Source organism: Pseudomonas sp. FW305-3-2-15-E-TSA4, from assembly GCF_058787295.1.
Genome location: NZ_JBYSZP010000005.1, coordinates 1 through 21,245, shown reverse-complemented (window position 1 = coordinate 21,245; position 21,245 = coordinate 1). Strand labels below are relative to the sequence as shown.

The window sequence follows — 21,245 nt, the reverse complement described above, 5'->3', positions numbered from 1 at the left end:
ACCGACCCAATGTGGGAGCGGGCTTGCTCGCGAATGCGGTATGTCATTCAAAGTTAATGTTGGCTGACACGACGTCTTCGCGAGCAAGCCCGCTCCCACAGGGGATTCGGTTACCCAATTCGATTGACGGGTGTTTGCCCGTCATCCATCCCCTTGTCGAGCCACAACAATGACAACCACACGCAACGACTGGGAACAACGCTTCCAGTCCCTGACCATCGAATCCCGCGCGTTCATCAACGGTGAATATCGCCCGGCGATCAGCGGCGCCACCTTCGAATGCCTGAGCCCCGTCGACGGCCGTTTTCTCGCCTCCGTGGCCAGCACCGATGAAGCCGACGCCAACCTCGCCGTCGAAGTCGCGCGCCAATCGTTCAACTCCGGCGTGTGGGCCAACAAAGCCCCGGCCGAGCGCAAACGCATCCTGATCCGCTTCGCCGATCTGATCCTGCAACACCAGGAAGAACTGGCGCTGCTGGAAACCCTCGACATGGGTAAACCGATCAGCGACTCGATGAGCATCGACATTCCGGCGACCGCCAACGCGATCCGCTGGAGCGCCGAAGCCATTGACAAAATCTACGACGAAGTCGCCGCCACCCCGCACGATCAACTCGGCCTGGTGACCCGCGAGCCATCCGGCGTAGTCGCCGCGATCGTGCCGTGGAACTTCCCGCTGATCATGGCCAGCTGGAAATTCGCCCCGGCGCTGGCGGCGGGTAACTCGTTCATTCTCAAGCCTTCGGAAAAGTCGCCACTGACCGCGATCCGCATCGCCCAGCTCGCGCTGGACGCGGGCATTCCGAAAGGCGTGTTCAACGTCCTGCCGGGCTTCGGCCACACCGTTGGCAAGGCGCTGGCGCTGCACATGGACGTCGACGTGCTGGCCTTCACCGGCTCCACGGCGATTGCCAAACAACTGATGATTTATGCCGGCCAGAGCAACATGAAACGCGTCTGGCTCGAAGCCGGTGGCAAGAGCCCGAACGTGGTTTTCGCCGACGCCCCGGACTTGCGCGCGGCCGCCCAGGCTGCGGCCGGTGCGATCGCCTTCAACCAGGGCGAAGTGTGCACTGCCGGTTCGCGCCTGTTGGTCGAGCGTTCGATCCGCGAGCAATTCATCCCGCTGCTGGTGGAAGCGCTGCAAGCGTGGAAACCGGGGCACGCCCTCGACCCGGCGACCACCGTCGGTGCGGTGGTCGATCAGCGTCAACTGGACAACGTACTGCGCTACATCAGCATCGGCCGTGAGCAGGGCGCCGAGCTGATTGCCGGCGGCCAGCGCACCCTCGAAGAAACCGGTGGCCTCTATGTGCAACCGGCGATCTTCGACGGCGTGACCAATGCGATGACCATCGCCCGCGAAGAAATCTTCGGCCCGGTGCTGTCGCTGATCACCTTCGACACCGTTGAAGAAGCGCTGCAGATCGCCAACGACAGTATCTTCGGCCTCGCCGCCGGTGTCTGGACCAGCAACCTGAGCAAGGCGCACACCTTCGCCCGTGGCCTGCGGGCCGGCAGCGTCTGGGTCAACCAGTACGACGGCGGCGACATGACCGCACCGTTCGGTGGCTTCAAACAGTCGGGCAACGGTCGCGACAAATCGCTGCACGCGTTTGACAAGTACACCGAGCTGAAAGCGACCTGGATCAAGCTCTGATTTTCTACAGCGGCGGTCGCTCCTGATGAGCGGCCCTCGGAGAACAATAAAATGAAGCAACAACACGTCAACAGCTACTACGCCGCCACCCGCAACGAAGTCATCGACTTCCCGACCCTTGAAGAGTCGGTCGAGTGCGATGTCTGCATCATCGGCGCCGGCTACACCGGCCTGTCCTCGGCGCTGTTCCTCACCGAGGCCGGCTATAAAGTCACGGTGCTCGAAGCGGCGAAAGTCGGCTACGGCGCCAGTGGCCGCAATGGCGGGCAACTGGTCAACTCCTACAGTCGTGACGTCGATGTGATCGAAGAGCGCTACGGCGACAAGACGGCGGAAATCCTCGGCAGCATGATCTTCGAAGGTGCCGACATCATCCGTTCGCGGATCAAGGACTACGACATCCAATGCGACTACCGCCCGGGCGGCATTTTCGCAGCGATGAACAAGAAACAGCTCAACGGCCTGGCCGAGCAGAAGCGCAGTTGGGAACGTTACGGCAACAAGAACCTGAAGATGCTCGATGCCGCTGACATCCGTCGCGAAATCGGCTCCGACGCCTACGTTGGCGGCCTGCTGGACTTGCAGGGCGGTCACGTACATCCGCTGAACCTGGCCCTCGGTGAAGCCGCGGCCATCGTGCGTCTGGGTGGCAAGATTTACGAGCAATCGGCAGCCGTGGAAATCAAGTACGGCGAGCCGAACGTCGTGCGCACCGCCAAAGGCCAGGTGCGCGCCAAGTACCTGCTGATCGCCGGCAACGCCTATCTGCCGCAAGGTCTGGACAACCGCGTGACCGCGAAAAGCATGCCGTGCGGCTCGCAGATCGTCGTCACCGAACCGCTGACCGAGAAGCAGGCGCGGAGCCTGATCACCAACAACTACTGCGTCGAAGACTGCAACTATCTGCTGGATTACTACCGCCTGACGGCCGATAACCGTCTGCTGTACGGCGGCGGCGTGGTCTACGGCGCCCGCGAACCGGACGACATCGAACAGCTGATCCGGCCGAAGATCCTCAAGACCTTCCCGCAGCTCAAGGACGTGAAAATCGACTACCGCTGGACCGGCAACTTCCTGCTGACCATGTCACGCATGCCGCAATTCGGCCGCATCGAGAAAAACGCCTACTACATGCAGGGCTACAGCGGCCATGGCGTCACTTGCTCGCATCTGGCCGGCAAACTGATCTCGGAAATGATCCGCGGCGACGCCGAACGCTTCGACGCCTTCGCCTCCCTGCCACACATGCCAATGATCGGCGGCCGCACCTTCTCCGCCCCGTTGACCGCCCTCGGCGCCGTCTACTACTCGCTGCGCGACCGTTTCGGCATCTAAGTTACCTCCCCGGCGGCGGCCCCCAGGACCCCGCCGGTTTTTTACCTGAAACACCAAGGTGACCACTGTAGGAGTGAGCCTGCTCGCGATGGCGCCAGTACAGGCACCATCACTCCCACAGAAACACTGCAAACCCTGTGGGAGTCTGGCTTGCCAGCGATGACTCCCTGACAACCGCCACAAAGCCAACTGACACAAAAGTGATCCGACTGTGGGAGCGAGCCTGCTCGCGAAGAGGCCATATCAACCAACATCGTTGTCGACTGACACACCGCTTTCGCGAGCAGGCTCGCTCCCACAGTGACTGTATTAACAAGGCAAGAGGGACTTTTGCCCCACCGTCCATCGAACCTGCTGAGCAACACCGGCAAACGTGATTTAATAGCCGCCTTTCACGGTTCCGGGACACGGGAGCAACGTGATCCGCGCGCCTTGCGCGGCACCCGCCACCCACCCCCATTACCCTTAAGTACTACTCACATAAGGCTGTCATGGATACGGGTTCTCGACTCAAACTAGTACGCGAAAGCTACAAACTCTCCCAGCGCGAGCTGGCCCGGCGTAGCGGCGTGACCAATGCCACCATCTCCCTGATCGAACAGAATCGCGTCAGTCCTTCCGTCAGCTCGCTGAAAAAGCTGCTCGAAGGCATCCCGATGTCCCTGGCCGACTTCTTCACCTTCGACCAGCCCCCGCGCGAACACCAATACGTCTTCCGCGCCAACGAACAACCCGACCTCGGCCGCCACGGCCTGCGCCTGCTGCTCATTGGCGCCTCGGTGCCGAGCCGTCAGATGCGCTTGCTGCGTGAGCAATACGCACCGGGCGCGAGCTCCGGGGAAGAGCCGATCGTGCATGCGGAAGGTGAGGAGTGTGGGCTTGTTACGCGCGGCACTGTTGAGTTGACCGTGGATGGGCAAGTGAGCGTGTTGAATGCGGGGGATGGGTATTATTTTCCGACGACACTGCCGCATAAGTTCCGGAATATCGGGGCGGATGAGGCGGAGATTATTAGTGCGAATACGCCGGCGAATTTTTGATTTGTTTTACTTTGAAAATTAATTCAATCCGTTGTGCTTGAGCACGTTTGCTGAAAGTGCACCACTGAACTCCAGAGAGCCAGCGGTGCATTTGGAGGCGTATATAGTGATTTTTTGTATGAGCCAATAGCCTCGAAAGCATTTTTTTTCTCGTCCAAACTCTAGCGAAGTCTTAATACGATCTGGTAGGCCCTGATCCTAGGCTGTCTTTCGCTGACGTTATTGTCGGGGCTGCCGAGGGAGCAGGTGAAATTCTGTATTTTTCGCGACTGTTATCAAATTCTTGCTCAGTCATGAACTTTCGGCTTTTTTCATCGTAATACCAACCCTCTTTTATTTCCTCCGTGCATGAAACGCTCTCACCTTTGAAATACATAGCCTCAGCCCCTTTCATGAGTCCAACTTTTATTATGCGATTGGCAGAAAACTCGTCGGACTTATTGTAGTAGGCATATAACGCACTCATGGATAATCTCCTGAACGATAAATATTGATCTTGCCGAAAACATAGGTTATCGCAATAGCCGTTTTTTCTAACCTGTCATTGCTGACAGGTTTTTGAATGAAAAATTAATAACTCACCTTTTAATCAGTTATAAAGCTTCACGTTCGCTGACTCGACGGTACCGCTAGCAAAACGGACTATTCGGTTTTGGGGCCGCTTCGCAGGCCCAGCGGGAGCAAGCTCCCTCGCCACATGAAGTGTTTTCCTACGAAGTTTTCAGATATCGAAACTACGCGAAATGACTGGGCGATAACCATTCGTCCGACACACCGCACCTTCGCCACACACCTTCTTCCAATGCTGTAACTCACCCAGCAGAGGAAGAGCCACCATGTTGAACCATAAAATCGCGGTGTTGACCCTCGCGGCGTTGCTGTCCGGCAGCTCGCTGTATGCGATCGCGGCCGGCGATACGCCCACCCCAACGGCAAACGACGGCAACAGCCAGACTCGCGACCCGGCGTCCCCTGCCACCCATGCCGATCCGGATGCCAATTCGCTGCCTGAAGGTGGGGATGGTGGCAAGACCGATAATGGGCCGGTGCCTTCTGCCTCCAAGCCCAGCCCTGCAGGTCAACCGTCCGGTAGCAGCAGTGGGGGTAACGGCGGTGGTTAACGGATATTGCGCATTAAAAAGCCCGGTCTTTTGAGCCGGGCTTTTCTTTGCCTGTCGCAAACACAGATATCAAACGCTTACTTCGCCTTCCAATGCCCACCACCATTCTCACAATCAATTCGCGCCTGGGCCAAATGATCCACGTCATAGTAATACGTGGTCACTTGGGCGTTGTCGGGGATATTCAGCGCCTTGGCATTTTTGTCTTTGCTGGTGGAGTGAGGGTTGGCCAGGGATTCCTGGGTGATCGTGGCGATACACGTGGCCTGATAGTGGTCGGCACAGTGCTCGACCTTGGTTTTCTTACTGTTGAGCATGTCTTTGCTTTCATTGCTGCACGACCAGTCGATGGAGCTGACGGGCATGCCTTCGTATTCGTAGCAGCTGTGGGTTTCCACCGCTGGCACCGAAGCGCTGGAGGATTGGGTCTGAACGTCGCAGCCTTCGGCCATGACGCAGGTGGGGATGACGGCGAACGTGGCGATCAGAAGCAGGAAGCGAATGTTCATCGGGGTTTCCTCTTCAGGGGCGCCGGGTCTGATCGAAGCTTTTGGCGCTTTATAGTTTCGAGATGGCGTGGAGGAGGGAGGTTCCATCGGGTTTTTGATTTGCTCGTGTGGCGTACACTGCGAAACAATCGGAAACATTAAGCGCCCAAGGATTGGAACATTGCCCATGATCGAAATCGGCAGCCGCAATAACGCGCTCCCATCGCAGCATCCCTTTCACGACATCTATCTGTTTCACATTGACCCTGCAAAGCCAGACTCGCCTTTCTGTTTCGAGCAGTCGATGTCGGGCGGGCACATGGAACACGGCGGTGCGCGATGGTTGGCGCTGAATGAGTTGGACGCTTGGCCGGGCGAGTGGCGTGAACACCTGAGAAAAGCTGATTGTGCGTGGGTTGCCGAGTTGATCGATGCCCATCCAAAAGCCGATCAGTCCACCGTGGTCTCGCTGATTCTTCAACGTCATTCCGGGCCAGCGAAGCCAACCGGACGGCTTGAAGCGATCCGCAATTGGCTCAAACGCAACATCCACGTTGGCGGCCGCTATGGCGTTTAAACCACGGAGACTTCCATGACTCAAACCCTCGAACGCGCTATCGCCATCGCCGCCACCGCCCACACCGGGCAGGTCGACAAGGGCGGTGCGCCGTACATTTTGCATCCGCTGAAAGTCATGTTGCGCATGAATTCGCTGGAAGAACGCATCGTCGCCGTGCTGCACGACGTGGTCGAGGATTGCGGCGTCAGCCTCGATGACTTGCGCAAGGAAGGTTTCAGCGAAGAGGTGCTGACGGCGATTGAATCAGTGACCAAAGTGCCGGGCGAATCCTACGAGGATTTCGTCGAGCGCGCGGCGCAGAACCCGATTGGCCGGGTGGTGAAACTGGCGGATCTGGAAGAGAACAGCGACCTGTCGCGGATTGCCTCGCCAAATTGGGAGGATCTGGAACGGGTCGAGAAGTATCGGCGGGCGATTGGGCGGTTGCGCACGTAAGAAGGAATACCCCCCTGTAGGAGCTGCCGAAGGCTGCGATCTTTTGATCTTGCTTCTAAAAATCAAAGTCAAAAGATCGCAGCCTGCGGCAGCTCCTACATGGGATTGATGTCGGGTCAGTTGAATAGCCAGGAAGGCGAAGAATATGAAATCGATTCTGTGTTTGTTGATCGCGGCCGCCGTTGGCGCTGCATTGCAGGTCAGCGGTGTTCCTCATGGCCTGTTGCTGGGGGCGATTCTTGTCACCGCATTGGTCGCCACCAAGTTCGGGTTTGCCCCTGCGACGCCTTATGGTTTGGGCTACATCCAGGTCACGCTGGGCATCGCCACCGGGCTGATGTTCGAGGCGTGGGACAGTGCGACGGCTTCGGCGATGTTGCCAAGCCTCGGCGTTCTGCTGATATGCCTGACCGTGCAGATTGCCCTCGCCGGATGGTGGCTGACTCGCGGCGCGGGATGGAATCGCACCGATGCGCTACTCGCGGTGTACCCCGGCGCACTGGCGGCGGTGTTCGATTTGCTGGAGTCGGAAAAGGCCTCGAGCAAGGTCATCATCGTGCACCTGATGCGCTTGCTGTTGATCACGGTGCTGGTGAGCTTTTTGATTCCCGGGCAAGCTTCGTTGACAGTGGTTGAAAGCGCTCCGTTGAGCACGGGTATGGCGTTGACCGTATTCGTTCTGATTGGCCTGAGCGTGGTGCTCGGGCGCTTGCTGCTGGTGATCGGCGTGCCTGCGCCGTTCATGTTGACGGCAATTCTGCTCACTGCGGTGTTTGTGAAATCGGGATGGCTGCACGGCTTTCACATGCCGGACTGGAGCCTGAACCTGGCGGCGCTGATTCTCGGCGTGCGGATTGGCTCGCGCTTTCAGGGACTCGGCCTTGCGGAGCTGGGGCGGCACGGGCGGACGGCGTTGGTGTCGGTGGGGCTGATGATCGTGGTGGCGGCGGCATTTGCCAAAGTGGCGGCGCGGTGGCTGGGCAGTGATCCGCTGTCGCTGTGGCTGGCGTACATGCCGGGGGCGATCGAGACGATTGCGATTGTCGCGTTTGCCGGCGGGCTGAATGTGGTGTTTATCCTCACGCATCATCTGGCGCGGATGGTGTTGCTGCACTTTGCGCCGGCGTTGTTGGTGCAGGTGCGGCGAGTGCGGGAACAAAGCTGATCCGGCCTGGACGTCGGGCCGGTGCGCCTACAGCACATTAGAAGCAAAAGATCGCAGCCTTCGGCAGCTCCTACACAGGAATTACGTTTTCCCTGTAGGAGCTGCCGAAGGCTGCGATCTTTTTTTTCGGGTCAACGCAGATGCGCGGCGAAGCCTTCCTCACCGGGGGCGACATCGTCCTTGAGCGTTAACGCCGGAATCTCGTAATCCCCGGCATTCTGCTGCCGATACGCTATCGGCCGCGTGCTCCACAATTCATCCAGACGCGTGCCCAGTGCCTCGCAGGTCTCGGCAAACCGCGCTTGATCCATGCGGCTGGCGCGGTACACCAGGAAGGGCGGCACCACGTCGAAACCGGGGTAGAACAGCACGCCGTGCTGAATCGGAAACAGCAAATCATCAATCGGCCCGTTGATCCCGCGCGGGCTGTAATGCGAATCCCAGCCTCCGGTGGTGACCAGCAGCATCGCGCGTTTGCCTTTCATCTTGCCTTCGCCGTAGCGCTCGCCCCAGCGCGCATCGGAGTGTTCGCCGACACCGTAGGCAAACCCGTAGGCATACACGCGCTCGACCCAGCCTTTGAGGATCGCCGGCATGGTGAACCACCACAGCGGGAATTGCAGGATCAGCGCGTCGGCCCACAACAGTTTTTCCTGCTCGCGGGCGATGTCGGCGGACTGCCGGCTCTGTTGGTAAGCCAGTTTCGAATCGATCGAGGCGTGGAATGGCCGGCTTTCATCGCGACCGGGCGCGTCATCGGCGTCGATCGTGGTCTTCCAGTTCATCGCATACAGGTCGGAGACCTGCACGGTGTGGCCGGCGGCTTGCAGACGCTGGACGGTGAAGTCCCTGAGCGAGCCGTTGAGCGAAGTAGGTTCGGGGTGGGCGTAGACCAGTAGCACATTCATGTGGCAACTCCTTGGTTGAATGCAGGCAGGATCAATCCTTGATCGGTATATTGGAAATGAATGTCTGATATGTCAGGTATAGCCATGAATAATTTACGACGTCTGGATATCAACTTGCTGTTGACCCTAGACGTGTTGTTGGCAGAACACAACGTAACCCGCGCCGCAGAGCGCTTGAGCCTGTCGCAGCCTTCGGTGAGCGTGCACCTGGCCAAGTTGCGCGAGATCTTCGGCGACCCGCTGTTGCTGCCCGGGCCACGGGGCATGCGGCCGACGGCGCGGGCCGATGAACTGCGCGAGCCGTTGCGCGAGGCACTGGAAGCACTGGAACGCGCGGTGGCGCCGGCCAGCGCGTTCGATCCGGCGCAGGCCCGCCACATCTGGAAAGTTGCGGCGACGGATTACGGTGAATCGACGGTGGTGCTGCCAGCCCTTAGCGGTTTGCGCACTCAGGCGCCGGGCACACGGTTGGCGGTACTCGATCTGATGCCGGCGCAGTTGGCCAGGCAGGCGGAGCAGGGCGTGTTTGACCTGGCGCTGCACATCACCGAAGAGGCGCCGCTGGATCTGCATCAACGGGTGCTGTTCACCGAGCATTACGTGTTGGCCGGTCGCGTCGGGCATCCGGGGTTGAAGCGTAAGCCGACTCGCGAACAGTTCTGCGCGCTGGAACACGTGATGGTGTCGCGCGAGGGCGGGGGCTTTTTCGGGGTGACCGACAAGGCGCTGGCCGAGGTCGGCCTGGCGCGCAAAGTGGTGCTGTCGGTGCCGCATTTTCTGATGGTGATGTCGGTGCTGGCGAGTACCGATCTGGTGGCGATGCTGCCGTCACGCTTGGTTCGCGACAACCCGGCGTTGCAGGTAGTCGATGCGCCGTTGCCGGTGCCGGGCTACGAAATGGCGATGTTCTGGGGCGAGCGCGCGCATCGCGATCCGGCACACAAATGGTTGCGTGAGCATCTGGCGGCGTCGGTATGACGGATCAGGCGTGGCCCAACGCAATCGCAAAAGACACCACGATCATGCACGCAAACGCAAAATTGAGATTCATCAGCTGTTCATCCTGAGCCTTTTTAAAGTGAGGCCATTCTGAACAGGCTGAATGCAAAGAAAAAATTCGGCATGTTGATTCCAATGATCGAAACAATTGATACCGGCCGGTTTGTGTTTGCCCAAGGCTTTCGCTAGTCTCGGCAAAACCTGCAACTACAAGCATAAACAGGCAAAACCATGCACGATCATTCGGTCACCGAACTGCCATCCCTGCGTCGGCAGAAAATCCTCCTGATCCTCGAACGCGACGGCAAGGTCATGGCCTCCGAGTTGAGCCAGCACTTCGCCGTGTCCGAAGACACTATCCGCCGCGACCTCGCCGAACTGGACAACGCCGGGCTGGTGCAGCGCGTGCATGGCGGGGCGCTGCCAAGGCCCAAGGACAGCGGCAAGGATTACTTCACCCGTCTGGAGGAGACCGATGAGGTAAAAGTGCGGCTGGCGCAGTTGGCGGCGCAAAAGGTCGAGGACGGGCAGATTGTGCTGTTCGATTCCGGTTCGACCGCGTTGCAGGTGGCGCGCTCGTTGCGCGCGGATATCCAGATCACTGCGGTGACCGCCGCGCCGATGACAGCGATTGCCTTGTCCGAATACAAGGGCGTGAAGGTGATTCTGGCCGGAGGGCAACTGAACCCGCGCACGATGTCGGCCAGCGGGCACGAGGCGGTGCGCATGCTGGCCGGCATCAAGGCCGATCTGGCGTTTACCGGCGTCTGTGCGATTCACCCGGAGGTGGGCATCACCTCGCTGCACTTCGATGAAGTGCCTGTGAAACAGGCGCTGCTCGACAGCGCGACGCGGGTGATTGCGGTGACCACGGCGGACAAGCTCGGCGCGGTGGAGCCGTTTGTGGTGGCGTCGTGCACGCGCCTGCATACGCTGATAACCGAGCGGCACCTGGCGTCGGGGAGTGTCGAGGATTATCGGCGGTTGGGGATTGTGGTGGAGCAGTTGCCCGACTGAAGTTTTGTGCTGAGGCTGATGGCCTCATCGCGAGCAGGCTCACTCCTACAGTTGGAACGCGTTTCCCTTGTAGGAGTGAGCCTGCTCGCGAAGGGGCCAGTGCGATCAACGCAACTTTTCAAGCATCTGGTAATACCACATCCCCGCCGCCAGCAACGGATTGCCCAGCAAATCCCCCATCGGCACCCGAATATGCTGGCACTGCGCAAAGGTGTCGAACTGTTCCATCTGCCCGGTGATCGCGCGGCTCATGATTTCGCCCATGATGTGGGTGGTGGCGATGCCGTGTCCGGAATAACCCTGGCAATACCAGACGTTTTCCGAGAGCTTGCCCAGTTGCGGGATGCGGTTGATCACGATGCCCATCGCGCAGCTCCACTGGTAGTCGATCTGCACCCCTTTGAGCGCCGGGAAGGTCTGCTCGATGCACGGACGCAGTTCGGCGGCGATGTCCCGTGAATCCTTGCCGCTGTAGTTGGCGCCGCCGCCGAACAGCAGGCGCCCGTCGGCCGTGAGGCGGTAGTAGTCGAGGACGAAACGGCAGTCGTACACCGCGAGGTCTTCGGGGTTGATCTGCCGCGCCAGATCGCCCAGCGGCGCGGTGGTGACGATGCCGCCCATGGCCGGGAAGATCTTGCCCTTTAGCTGGCCCGGTTCGAGCTTGTGATAAACGTCGCCGGCGAGCATCACCTGATTGGCGTCGATCTGGCCATGGGCGGTGCGCACCCCTGGGGTTTTGCCGTGAATGATTTCCAGCACCTCACTGTTCTCGAAGATCAAGGCACCTAGACTTTCCGCCGCCCGCGCTTCGCCGATGCACAGGTTGAGCGGGTGCAGGTGCATATTGCGGGTGTTCTTGATCGCGCCGTGGTAGAGGTCGCTTTGCAGCAGGTCGCGCACCTGACTGCGGTCGAGCAGGCTGACCTCATCACCCAGGCCGCGACGCACGGCTTCGTCGTAATCCTGGCGCAAACCGTCCATGTGGCTTGGCTTGTAGGCGGCGTGCAGATGGCCGTGTTTGAGGTCGCACTGGATGCCGTACTTCTCGACCCGCTGCTGGATAATTTCATGCCCGCGCCAGCGCAGGTGCCAGATGAAATCGTCGACTTCATCACCGAGTTTCGGGCGCATCTGTTTACGCATCGCACCGTCGCCGGAGAGGCTGCCGGTGACTTGTCCGCCATTGCGTCCGGTGGCGCCCCAGCCGATCTTGTGGCTTTCGACGATGGCGACCTTCAGGCCTTTTTCGGCGAGTTCGACAGCGGTGGCGACGCCAGTGAAACCGCCGCCGATGATCACCACATCGACCTGATGCCGGCCCTGCAGGGTCGGGTAGTCGGTGTCCTGGTTGAGGGTGGCGGTGTAGTAGGAATTGCAGCGTTGGGTCATGTCTGTGTCCACACAAATTCTTCGGTTGTACGCGGTCCCCTGTAGGAGTGAGCCTGCTCGCGATGAGGCCATGTCAGACACATTATTGCTGAATGACACACCGCTATCGCGAGCAGGCTCACTCCTACAGGGGTTAGTGGTGAGGCTTCAGGCTTCGGTCAGATACCAGCGCCAATCCTGTTCACCCACCTCGGCCATGAACTGCCGGTACTCGGCACGCTTCACCGCCAGGTACACCCCGAGAAATTCCTGCCCCAGGGCATCCCGTGCCCACACCGAATTTTCCAGCGCCTGCAGCGACGTCAGCCAATCGGTCGGCAGCAATTCCTTGGCCTGCGCATAGCCGTTGCCCTCGACCGGCGCGCCCGGATCAAGATTTTCACGAATTCCGCGATGGATCCCGGCAAGGATCGCTGCCGCCGCCAGATACGGGTTGGCGTCGGCGCCACAGATGCGGTGTTCGATATGCCGGGTATTGGCCGGACCGCCCGGCACGCGCAGGCTGACGGTGCGGTTGTCGACGCCCCAGGTCGGCGCCAAAGGCGCATAGCTGTTGGCCTGGAAGCGGCGGTAGGAGTTGGCGTTGGGGCAGAACAGCAGCAACGTATCGAGCAGCGAGGCGAGCATGCCGCCAATCGCCGTACGCAGCAGCGGGGTGCCCGCCGGATCTTCGGCGGCGAACAGATTGCGCCCCTCGCCATCAGCAAGGCTGACATGCATGTGCATGCCGGTGCCGGCCAGATCATCGAACGGCTTGGCCATGAACGTCGCTTGCATGCCGTGCTTGTGTGCCACGGCTTTGACCAGGCGTTTGTAACGCACCGCCTGATCCATCGCGAGCAACGCGTCGCCGTGTTCGAGGGTGATTTCCACCTGGCCCGGGGCGTATTCCGAGATCGCCGTGCGCGCCGGAATGCCGTGCAGTTTGCAGGCGCTGTAGAGGTCGGCGAGGAACGGTTCGATCTGCTCCAGTTCACGCAAACCGTAGACCTGGGTGTGTCGCGGTCGGCCACCGTCGGCGTCCAGCGCCGGTTGCGGACGGCCGTTGTGATCGCGTTTGGCGTCGAGCAAATAGAACTCCAGCTCGCAGGCCATCACCGGGTGATAACCCTCGGCCTTGAGGCCGTCGATCACCTTGATCAACAGATGACGCGGGTCGGCGATGCTCGCCGGCATTCCCTCGGCGGGGTGCATGCTGACCTGCACCGCCGCGGTCGGAATCTGCCGCCACGGCAGGCGCACCAGACTGCCTTCGAGCGGGTAGGCGCGGCAGTCGATGTCGCCGACGTCCCACACCAGACCCGAGTTTTCCACGTCTTCGCCCTGCACGGTCAGGCCAAGGATGGTGCTGGGCAGCGGGCGACCGCTTTCGTATACGGCAAGCAGTTCCTCGCGGTGCAACAGCTTGCCGCGCGGCACGCCATTGGCGTCGAGGATGAACAGCTCGATCATGTCGATATCGGGGTTCTGTTCAAGGAACAGGCGTGCGTCTTCGATGGCTGCGAATTTCATGGTCAATCACTCACGATGGCGCCGCATGGGCGCGCAGGATCGGGCCGGACACGACGCGGTAAATAGGCGTAGTGTCCTGGCAGGGATATCAAAAAGAAAAAAGTATTTCGCTAATGTCCGGCAGTCGGAAGTGACACTGAACCTGTGGTGAGGGGATTTATCCCCGACGGCGCGCGTAGCGGGCCAAAAAGATAGGGACTGCTGCGCAGTCCATCGGGGATGAATCCCCTCACCACAATGGATCTTTTCTGACTGATGGAAATCAGCAGGCGATATCCGGCGGGCGTGCGGAGTGACGCAGCTTGGAACGGCGCAGGGCCATGGGGAGATTGACGATACGGTTCATGCGCGGCCCCTGTGACAGAGGGCGCACACAGCGGAGACGTTCAACCTTTCTGGTTGTTGTGGTGACGTGCTCATAACGCGTGTTTCCGTTGGCGGAAAACGTCGGTGGCGGGGCAGGCCCGCCGACCGGTGTGCCCGGATAGTAAGGGGGAATTCGCGGGCGTGTAAACGGGAGAATCGCAGGCCAGGATTCAGCGCATCAGATGAAAGCCCAGCCCGGCAAGGGCGCAAACGATCAACACTTCGATCACCCCGCGTTTGAAAATGAACAGCGCCAGTGCCGCCAGCAGCGCCAGCCCGATCGAAAACAGATCCGCGTGCCCGGCAAAACCGTTCGGCCAGAACACGTGATAGGCGAAGAAACACGCCAGGTTGAGAATCACCCCAACCACTGCCGCAGTGATCGCGGTCAGCGGTGCAGTGAACTTCAGTTCGTTGTGCGTTGATTCCACCAACGGCCCGCCAGCGAGGATGAACAGGAACGAGGGCAGGAAGGTGAACCAGGTCACCAGCGTCGCCGCCAGTGCGCCCGCGGCGAACGCATGTTCCGCGCCGAACGCCGGTTGCACGTAACCGCCGATGAAACCGACAAACGCCACCACCATGATCAACGGCCCGGGCGTGGTTTCGCCGAGGGCGAGGCCGTCGATCATCTGCGTCGGCGTCAGCCAGCCATAGTGCCCGACCGCGCCCTGATAGACGTAGGGCAACACCGCGTAAGCGCCGCCGAAGGTCAGCAATGCGGCCTTGGTGAAGAACCAGCCCATTTGCGTGAAGGTGCCATCCCAGCCGAACAGCGCGGTCAGCAGGCCCATCGGCAAACACCACAGCGCTGCGCCAACCAGCAGCAGACGCCACAGTTTCGGCAGGCTGAATCGCGCATGCTCAGGTGTCGGTGTGTCGTCATCGATCAGCGCCGGGCCGAAGGATTTGGCACTGCTGCGCTGCCCGCCATTGTTGAAGCGCTGTGGCGCCAAGCGTCCACCAAAATAGCCGAGCAATGCCGCGCCGAGGACGATCAGCGGGAACGGCATATTCAAGGCAAAAATCGCCACGAATGACGCCCCGGCGATCGCCCACAACCAACTGTTTTTCAGCGCCCGCGAACCGATACGGTGCGCGGCGTGCAAGACGATCGCGGTCACCGCCGGTTTGATTCCATAGAAAATTCCGGCCACCACCGGTACATCGCCGAACGCGATGTACAGCCACGACAGCGCAATCAGGATGAACAGCGACGGCAGCACGAACAGCGCCCCGGCGATCACCCCGCCCCAGGTGCGATGCAACAGCCAGCCAATGTAGGTTGCCAGTTGCTGGGCCTCGGGGCCGGGCAGCAACATGCAGTAGTTGAGTGCATGCAGAAAGCGCCGCTCGGAGATCCAGCGCCGGCGCTCGACCAGTTCCTGATGCATGATCGCGATCTGCCCGGCGGGGCCACCGAAACCGATGCAGCCGAGCTTGAGCCAGAAGCGCCAGGCCTGGCGCAAGGTGACGGGAGCGGGGCGGGGCAGGTTGTTGGGCGCTGTGCTCAAACGAAACTCCGGAGTTTAATCCTGGCGGAGTGGCTATCTAATCAGACTTTCAACCCTCACCCCAACCCTCTCCCAGAGGGAGAGGGGGCCGACCGAGGTGTCTGGCGTCATCCATCGACCTGAGAGATCGAGTCGATTATGGATTTGGTCTTCAGCCATACGCCTGCGCGTGAAGGGGCCGACCGAGGTGTCTGGCGTTATCCATCGACCTGAGAGATCGAGTCGATGATGGATTTGATCTTCAGCCATACGCCTGCGCGTGAAGGGGCCGACGGAGGTGTCTGGCGTTATCCATCGACCTGAAAGATCGAGTCGATTATGGATTCAGAACCAATCTTTCAATTCGGTGAATTTCTTCAATATCCCCCAATCAGTCCCCTCTCCCTCGGGGAGAGGGCTAGGGTGAGGGGCTCTTGATCTTCAGGCATGCGCCAGACTCCAGCGCAGCGCCGCATTCTGGTCACTCTCCCGCGCCTCGACCCAGTACGAACCCTGCGCTGTGCTCTCGCGTTTCCAGAACGGCGCGCGGGTCTTGAGCACGTCCATGATGAACGCGCAGGCTTCGAACGCCATGTGCCGGTGCTTGCTGCTGACGCCAACAAACACGATCGGCTCGCTCACCGCCAGTGCGCCGACCCGATGCACAATCTCCACACCCAGCAGCGGCCAGCGCTCGCGTGCCTCGTCGGCGATCCGTTCGAGGGCTTTTTCGGTCATGCCCGGATAGTGCTCGAGGAACAGCTCGTTCACGCTCTGCCCGATGTTCAGATCACGCACATAGCCGATGAAATTCACCACCGCGCCGACCCGTGGATTGCGCGCATGCAGGTCGGCGGTCAACTGGCCGACGTCGAAGCTTTTGTACTGAACTCGAACCGTCATGCTCAGCCCCCGGTGACCGGTGGGAAAAACGCGATCTCGTCGAAGTCTTCGATCGCCGCGCTCGGTTGGCACAGCTCTTGGTTCAACGCACACATCAGGTTGCCGGCGCCAAGCACTTCGCGCCATTCCTCACCACGGGCCATGAGCATCTGCCGCACGTCCTCGATACAGGTCAGGTCGTCGCTCAGGGGGATTTTTTCCCCGCCCAGATTCAGGCGATCACGGTAGCTGGCGAAGTAGTTGATCAGGATCATTGCGCGTTCTCCCATTGAAAATGCCCGGAGCGGCCGCCCTGTTTGCTGAGCAGGCGGATGTCGCCGATGACCATGGCCCGGTCCACGGCTTTGCACATGTCGTAAATGGTCAGCGCCGCGACGCTGGCGGCGGTCAGGGCTTCGAGTTCGACGCCGGTCTGGCCGGTGAGGCGGCAGGTGCTGGTGATCTGCACGCGGTCCGGTTCGCAGGCCTTGAGTTCAACGTGAATCGAGCTGAGCAGCAGCGCATGGCACAGCGGGATCAGTTCGTGGGTGCGTTTGGCCGCCTGGATTCCGGCGATGCGCGCCACGGCGAAAACGTCGCCCTTGGGGTGACCGTTGGCCTGGATCATCTGCAGCGTTTGCGGTTGCATCTGCACCCAGGCCTGCGCCGTGGCTTCGCGGCGAGTCGCGGCTTTGTCGCTGACGTCGACCATGTTGGCGCGGCCCTGATCATCAAGGTGGGTGAGGGTGTTGCTCATGGCAAAAGCTCCTGGATCGGGCTGTAGATTCGGGGGGCGTTGCGGTGCGGCACGTGGATCAGATTGAGCCGATGCTTGAGCGCCCAACGCACGGTCAACGCGGTGGGGGCGGACAGGCTGACAAGGGTGCCAAGTCGGGCGCGCACGGCTTTGTGGATCAGCTCCAGGCTGCAACGGCTGGTGACCACCACGAAGCCCTGGCGCGCATCGACGTCAGCGATTTGCATCGCGCCGATCAGCTTGTCGAGGGCGTTGTGCCGGCCAATGTCTTCGCGGCACAACAGCGCCTCACCGCTGGCATCGAAGTACAGCGCCGCGTGCAGGGCGCCGCTGCTGCGGGCCAGTTGCTGAGCCTGTTCGATGCGTTGGCGGATACCGTCAAAATGCGCGGCCGGCGGCAGCGCGCAGGGTTGCAGAATCTGCAGTTGCGGCAACGCCTGCTCCAGCGCCTCGACGCCACAGATGCCGCAGCCGCTGGTGCCGGCCATCTGCCGACGATGATCTTTCAGCGCCCAGAACGCGCGACTGGATATCTGCACCTCGGCCTGACAGGCCTGATCGAAATGGCTCAGGCGGATGTCGTAGATCTCGTCGACGCTGTCGATGATCGCGTTGCTCAGGCTGAAGCCCCGGATGAAATCTTCAAGGTTGCCGGGCGAGACCATCATCACCGCCTGGCTCAGGCCGTTGAAGGTGATCGCCAGGGCGATCTCCGCGGCCAGGGCGACGTGCGAGAGCGGGGCGTGCGGCAGGTATTCGCGAAACGCCACCTGTGACGGTTGCGGGGCGGGGGCGTTGGGTTCGGTGTTGGATTCGACGTGGCAGAGCATCTTGAAAAGTCCCGAAGCGCTGAAGTGGGTTCAGGCTACGGGGGTGGTGAAAGTGCGTCCAATCGCTTGTTCTGATCTGGTGATTGGGTGGGTCGATCACCGCTGTTATATCCGAAATGTGTATTCGCTGGGCGGTCCTCTTCGCGAGCAAGCCCGCTCCCACAATTGAAATGCATTCAACCTGTGGGAGCGGGCTTGCTCGCGAAGACGGTCTGACAGCCAGCATCAATGTCTGGAGAGATCACTCAAGCAACCGGCAACTCAACCCCGAACAACTTGCGCGCCTCGGCAAAACACTTCTCGGCTATCGCCGAACGCGGCTCGGTCTTGCGCATTACCAGCCCCAGCGGCGCCAGCACGCTGGCATCCGGCAGTTGCATGAACGACAGGTGTTCGATTGGCTCTTCCAGCCCGCTGTCCAGCGGCATGATCGAGCAGCAGAAACCCTGGTGAATCGCCTGCAGCAGTTGATAGGTCGAATCACTTTCCAGGATCGGCTGCGGATTGAGCCCGCGACTGCGGAAGCTCAGGTCGATGGATTTGCGGTAATGCATGCCGGTGGTGATCATCCCCAGCGGCAGTTCGGCGGCGTCTTCCCAGCTCATTTCCGAGCCTTCGAAATGGTAGTGACGGTTGTCGTAAAGCAGACCGACGCGGGTTTCGCCGATCTCGAAAAAATCGAAATAGTTCGGGTTGACGTGGTCGAGGTAGCACACGCCCAGATCCAATTGGTTGTTGCCCAAACCGGCGATGATCTCGTCGGAACTCCCCGACGACAGGCTGAATTTCAGCTCCGGATAGGTCCCGGACAAACTCTGAATGTAATTGACCGGGTTGAAATTGCTCAGTGGCACCAGCCCTAGGCGCAAGCTACCGACCAGTTGCCCGCGGCACGCCGCCGCTTCGGCGAACAGACCGTCATGCGCGGCCAGCAGGGTGCGCGCCCAGGCCAGTACCCGTTCGCCGGCCTGGGTGAAACCCTCGAAGCGCTGACCGCGATTGACCAGCACCAGATCCAGCTCATCTTCCAGATTGCGCAGACGCATCGACAGGGTCGGCTGGGTGATGTGGCAGCGGGCGGCGGCCTGGCCGAAGTGTCGGGTTTCGTCCAGTGCGATCAGGAACTTGAGTTGTTTGATGTCCACGCAGGCACCTGCTCGTTGAGAAATTGAATGGAGTATTGACGCAGATGCGCGCAGCGCACGAAAAACGCGAGGTGTGACGATCTCACCTGCCTGTATCTGCGTCCAATCGGAAGAATTGAAAAGCCTATCGATCAGCTCTATCGCCCATGGTTTCAAAGGCGTTGGCCGAGGTCAACGGCGCCGATAGAGCAGCTCGATAATGTGGTTGGCCAGAGTGATTAGACAGTACTCATAAGTGGCACTTAGGCTGCTTGGCAATCTGATTGACTACTGCCGGAGATTCCCATGAGTGCGAAAGCGGATGCCCTGTTTGTCCCCCTGAACATTGCCGTACTGACCGTCAGCGATACTCGAGATTACGCGAGCGACACGTCCGGTCAATTGCTGGTCAGCCGTCTGCTGGAGGCCGGGCACACCTTGAGTGAGCGCAACCTGCTCAAGGATGACCTGTACAAGATCCGCGCCCAGGTCGCGCAGTGGATTGCCGACGACAGCATTCAGGTGGTGCTGATCACCGGCGGCACTGGTTTCACCGGGCGCGACAGCACGCCGGAAGCGGTGGCCTGTCTGCTCGACAAGCAGATCGACGGGTTTGGCGAGTTGTTCCGCGCCATTTCGATTCTTGACATCGGCACCTCGACCGTGCAAAGCCGCGCGCTGGCCGGGCTGTCCAACGGCACGCTGGTGTGCTGCCTGCCGGGTTCGACCGGTGCCTGCCGCACCGCGTGGGAAGGCATCCTCGCCGAGCAACTGGATAACCGCCATCGCCCGTGCAACTTTGTGCCGCACCTCAAATCAGTCGCTGCCTGTGGGCCGCGCGGATGAGCAAGGCAGGGTTGATGCCGGTCGAGGACGCCCTCGACCAATTGCTCGGCATGGCCAATGAGCAACGTCTGGCCGATAGCGAACTGTTGCCGCTCGACGAGGTGCGCGGGCGGGTGTTGGCCAGTGATCTGGTGGCGACACTCGACCTGCCGCCATGGCCGAACAGTGCCATGGACGGATATGCCTTGAATCTGGCCGATCTGCATCGCCAGCCGTTGAAGGTGTCGCAAAAGGTCTACGCCGGCCAGGCGCCGGACGCGCTGCTGCCCGGTACCTGTGCGCGGATCTTTACCGGCGCACCGTTGCCACCTGGCGCTACCTGCGTCGAGATGCAGGAGAACGTCGAAGTGCTGGAGGACGGCCGCGTGCGTTTTTTGCAGCCGTTGAAGGCGGGGCAGAACATCCGCGCGCAAGGACAGGAAAACCGCGTCGGCGACATCCTGCTGCGTGCCGGCAAACGCCTCGGGCCGTTCGAACTGGCGGTCGCCGCCGGGCAGGGGCTGGCACAGGTGCACGTGGTGCGACGCCCGCGCGTGGCGCTGCTGTCGACCGGTGACGAACTGGTCGAGCCGGGCCTGCCGCTGCGTCCCGGCAGCATCTACAACAGCAATCGTGTGCTGCTCGGCCACTGGCTGAAGGAACTGGGCTGCGAGGTGATCGACGCCGGGATCCTGCCGGATCGTCCGGCGCAGACGCGGCTCAAACTTGAGCAACTGCAAGTGGCGGCTGACCTGATCCTGACCACCGGCGGGGTGTCTGCCGGCGATGCCGATTGCCTTGGGCAGGTGCTGCGCGAGGACGGCAAACCGCTGCTGTGGAAGCTGGCGATCAAGCCTGGCAAACCGTTGACGGTGGGGCATTTCGGCAGCGTGCCGGTGATTGGCCTGCCGGGCAATCCGACCTCGGCGCTGGTGACCTTCGGCCTGCTGGCGCGGCCGTACCTGCTGCGCATTCAGGGCGTGGAAGAGGTCATGCCGTTGAGCTTCACGGTGAATGCCGGGTTCGCCTGGAACAAGGCGGGCAGCCGTCGAGAGTATCTGCGGGTGCGGCTGGAGGCGGGGCGCGCGGTGTTGTATCCGAACCAGAGTTCCGGCGTTTTGCTCGGAGCGACCTGGGCCGATGGGCTGGTGGAAGTGCCGGAAAACAGCACCCACGGCATTGGCGATCCGCTGCGCTTCATACCCTTCAGCGAACTCTTCTGACCCCGACACAAATCAAAACTGTGGGAGATTCTATGTTGCTCAGCAACCCTAGAATCTCAAACTGATCGGTATTCGCCCTGATTCTTCATCAGGGTG

General features: G+C 60.7%; 22 protein-coding genes. 11 read left to right on the top strand and 11 right to left on the bottom strand.

The window, feature by feature from the left end; genetic code table 11:
* Positions 1 to 169 precede the first annotated feature (169 nt).
* From AC3WMV_RS07985 to AC3WMV_RS07975, 3 genes are all read left to right on the top strand, one after another.
* Positions 170 to 1,660, top strand: a complete 1,491-nt coding sequence (locus AC3WMV_RS07985; RefSeq protein WP_103370534.1) for an aldehyde dehydrogenase — start codon at positions 170 to 172, stop codon at positions 1,658 to 1,660.
* 51 nt (positions 1,661 to 1,711) lie between these two features.
* Positions 1,712 to 2,995, top strand: coding sequence for an NAD(P)/FAD-dependent oxidoreductase (locus AC3WMV_RS07980; RefSeq protein ID WP_103367713.1), 1,284 nt, complete (start codon positions 1,712 to 1,714; stop codon positions 2,993 to 2,995).
* Positions 2,996 to 3,486: 491 nt separating this feature from the next.
* Positions 3,487 to 4,035, top strand: a complete 549-nt coding sequence (locus AC3WMV_RS07975) for a cupin domain-containing protein (RefSeq protein ID WP_003226097.1) — start codon at positions 3,487 to 3,489, stop codon at positions 4,033 to 4,035.
* Positions 4,036 to 4,207: 172 nt separating this feature from the next.
* Here AC3WMV_RS07975 and AC3WMV_RS07970 read toward each other — a convergent pair whose 3' ends face one another.
* Positions 4,208 to 4,501 (bottom strand): hypothetical protein, encoded by a 294-nt coding sequence (locus AC3WMV_RS07970; RefSeq protein WP_103367714.1) that lies wholly within the window; start codon positions 4,499 to 4,501, stop codon positions 4,208 to 4,210.
* Between the two features lie 370 nt (positions 4,502 to 4,871).
* Here AC3WMV_RS07970 and AC3WMV_RS07965 point away from each other — a divergent pair, with 370 nt between their 5' ends.
* Positions 4,872 to 5,156, top strand: coding sequence for a hypothetical protein (locus AC3WMV_RS07965; protein WP_103367715.1), 285 nt, complete (start codon positions 4,872 to 4,874; stop codon positions 5,154 to 5,156).
* A 77-nt stretch (positions 5,157 to 5,233) separates the two neighbouring features.
* On the opposite strand, the gene AC3WMV_RS07960 is transcribed toward AC3WMV_RS07965, so the two are convergent.
* A complete protein-coding gene (locus AC3WMV_RS07960; protein ID WP_097088875.1) occupies positions 5,234 to 5,665 on the bottom strand; it encodes a hypothetical protein in 432 nt (143 codons plus the stop codon).
* A 166-nt stretch (positions 5,666 to 5,831) separates the two neighbouring features.
* Between AC3WMV_RS07960 and AC3WMV_RS07955 the strand changes: the two genes are divergently transcribed.
* The 3 genes from AC3WMV_RS07955 (at position 5,832) to AC3WMV_RS07945 (ending at position 7,824) form a co-directional block, all read left to right on the top strand.
* On the top strand, positions 5,832 to 6,221 hold the full coding sequence (locus AC3WMV_RS07955; RefSeq protein WP_103367716.1) for a hypothetical protein: 390 nt from the start codon (positions 5,832 to 5,834) through the stop codon (positions 6,219 to 6,221).
* Positions 6,222 to 6,236: 15 nt separating this feature from the next.
* The gene (locus AC3WMV_RS07950) at positions 6,237 to 6,659 is read left to right on the top strand and encodes an HD domain-containing protein (protein WP_103367717.1); all 423 of its coding nucleotides are present in this window, start codon (positions 6,237 to 6,239) and stop codon (positions 6,657 to 6,659) included.
* 145 nt (positions 6,660 to 6,804) lie between these two features.
* Complete coding sequence (locus tag AC3WMV_RS07945) at positions 6,805 to 7,824, top strand: AbrB family transcriptional regulator (RefSeq protein ID WP_103367718.1); 1,020 nt, start codon at positions 6,805 to 6,807, stop codon at positions 7,822 to 7,824.
* A 131-nt stretch (positions 7,825 to 7,955) separates the two neighbouring features.
* On the opposite strand, the gene AC3WMV_RS07940 is transcribed toward AC3WMV_RS07945, so the two are convergent.
* Entirely contained in the window at positions 7,956 to 8,732 is a 777-nt protein-coding gene (locus tag AC3WMV_RS07940) for an NAD(P)H-dependent oxidoreductase (RefSeq protein ID WP_103367719.1), read from the bottom strand.
* Positions 8,733 to 8,816: 84 nt separating this feature from the next.
* Here AC3WMV_RS07940 and AC3WMV_RS07935 point away from each other — a divergent pair, with 84 nt between their 5' ends.
* A complete protein-coding gene (locus tag AC3WMV_RS07935; protein WP_177408963.1) occupies positions 8,817 to 9,710 on the top strand; it encodes a LysR family transcriptional regulator in 894 nt (297 codons plus the stop codon).
* Between the two features lie 252 nt (positions 9,711 to 9,962).
* Positions 9,963 to 10,748 (top strand): DeoR/GlpR family DNA-binding transcription regulator, encoded by a 786-nt coding sequence (locus AC3WMV_RS07930; RefSeq protein ID WP_103367721.1) that lies wholly within the window; start codon positions 9,963 to 9,965, stop codon positions 10,746 to 10,748.
* A gap of 105 nt (positions 10,749 to 10,853) precedes the next feature.
* On the opposite strand, the gene AC3WMV_RS07925 is transcribed toward AC3WMV_RS07930, so the two are convergent.
* The 8 genes from AC3WMV_RS07925 to AC3WMV_RS07890 all read right to left on the bottom strand — a co-directional run bounded on the left by AC3WMV_RS07925 (position 10,854) and on the right by AC3WMV_RS07890 (position 19,122).
* Positions 10,854 to 12,137 carry an NAD(P)/FAD-dependent oxidoreductase gene (locus AC3WMV_RS07925; RefSeq protein ID WP_103367722.1) on the bottom strand — a complete coding sequence of 428 codons (1,284 nt, stop codon included), beginning with the start codon at positions 12,135 to 12,137 and terminating at the stop codon, positions 10,854 to 10,856.
* A 147-nt stretch (positions 12,138 to 12,284) separates the two neighbouring features.
* On the bottom strand, positions 12,285 to 13,649 hold the full coding sequence (locus AC3WMV_RS07920) for a glutamine synthetase family protein (RefSeq protein ID WP_103367723.1): 1,365 nt from the start codon (positions 13,647 to 13,649) through the stop codon (positions 12,285 to 12,287).
* A 536-nt stretch (positions 13,650 to 14,185) separates the two neighbouring features.
* Entirely contained in the window at positions 14,186 to 15,529 is a 1,344-nt protein-coding gene (gene chrA, locus AC3WMV_RS07915; protein ID WP_103367724.1) for a chromate efflux transporter, read from the bottom strand.
* Positions 15,530 to 15,949: 420 nt separating this feature from the next.
* Positions 15,950 to 16,411, bottom strand: a complete 462-nt coding sequence (gene moaE, locus AC3WMV_RS07910) for a molybdopterin synthase catalytic subunit MoaE (RefSeq protein WP_103367725.1) — start codon at positions 16,409 to 16,411, stop codon at positions 15,950 to 15,952.
* 2 nt (positions 16,412 to 16,413) lie between these two features.
* A complete protein-coding gene (locus AC3WMV_RS07905) occupies positions 16,414 to 16,665 on the bottom strand; it encodes a MoaD/ThiS family protein (protein ID WP_095136553.1) in 252 nt (83 codons plus the stop codon).
* Positions 16,662 to 17,147, bottom strand: coding sequence for a cyclic pyranopterin monophosphate synthase MoaC (gene moaC / locus AC3WMV_RS07900; RefSeq protein WP_098964455.1), 486 nt, complete (start codon positions 17,145 to 17,147; stop codon positions 16,662 to 16,664). The genes AC3WMV_RS07905 and moaC overlap by 4 nt, the downstream gene beginning before the upstream one ends.
* Entirely contained in the window at positions 17,144 to 17,977 is an 834-nt protein-coding gene (fdhD, locus tag AC3WMV_RS07895; RefSeq protein WP_103367726.1) for a formate dehydrogenase accessory sulfurtransferase FdhD, read from the bottom strand. The genes moaC and fdhD overlap by 4 nt, the downstream gene beginning before the upstream one ends.
* A 245-nt stretch (positions 17,978 to 18,222) precedes the next feature.
* The gene (locus AC3WMV_RS07890) at positions 18,223 to 19,122 is read right to left on the bottom strand and encodes a LysR family transcriptional regulator (protein WP_097090265.1); all 900 of its coding nucleotides are present in this window, start codon (positions 19,120 to 19,122) and stop codon (positions 18,223 to 18,225) included.
* A gap of 285 nt (positions 19,123 to 19,407) precedes the next feature.
* Between AC3WMV_RS07890 and moaB the strand changes: the two genes are divergently transcribed.
* Together moaB and AC3WMV_RS07880 are read left to right on the top strand one after the other, a co-directional pair.
* Positions 19,408 to 19,947, top strand: a complete 540-nt coding sequence (moaB, locus tag AC3WMV_RS07885; RefSeq protein ID WP_007964888.1) for a molybdenum cofactor biosynthesis protein B — start codon at positions 19,408 to 19,410, stop codon at positions 19,945 to 19,947.
* Positions 19,944 to 21,149 (top strand): molybdopterin molybdotransferase MoeA, encoded by a 1,206-nt coding sequence (locus tag AC3WMV_RS07880; protein WP_103367727.1) that lies wholly within the window; start codon positions 19,944 to 19,946, stop codon positions 21,147 to 21,149. Before moaB ends, AC3WMV_RS07880 begins: the two co-directional genes overlap by 4 nt.
* Positions 21,150 to 21,245: the final 96 nt, after the last annotated feature.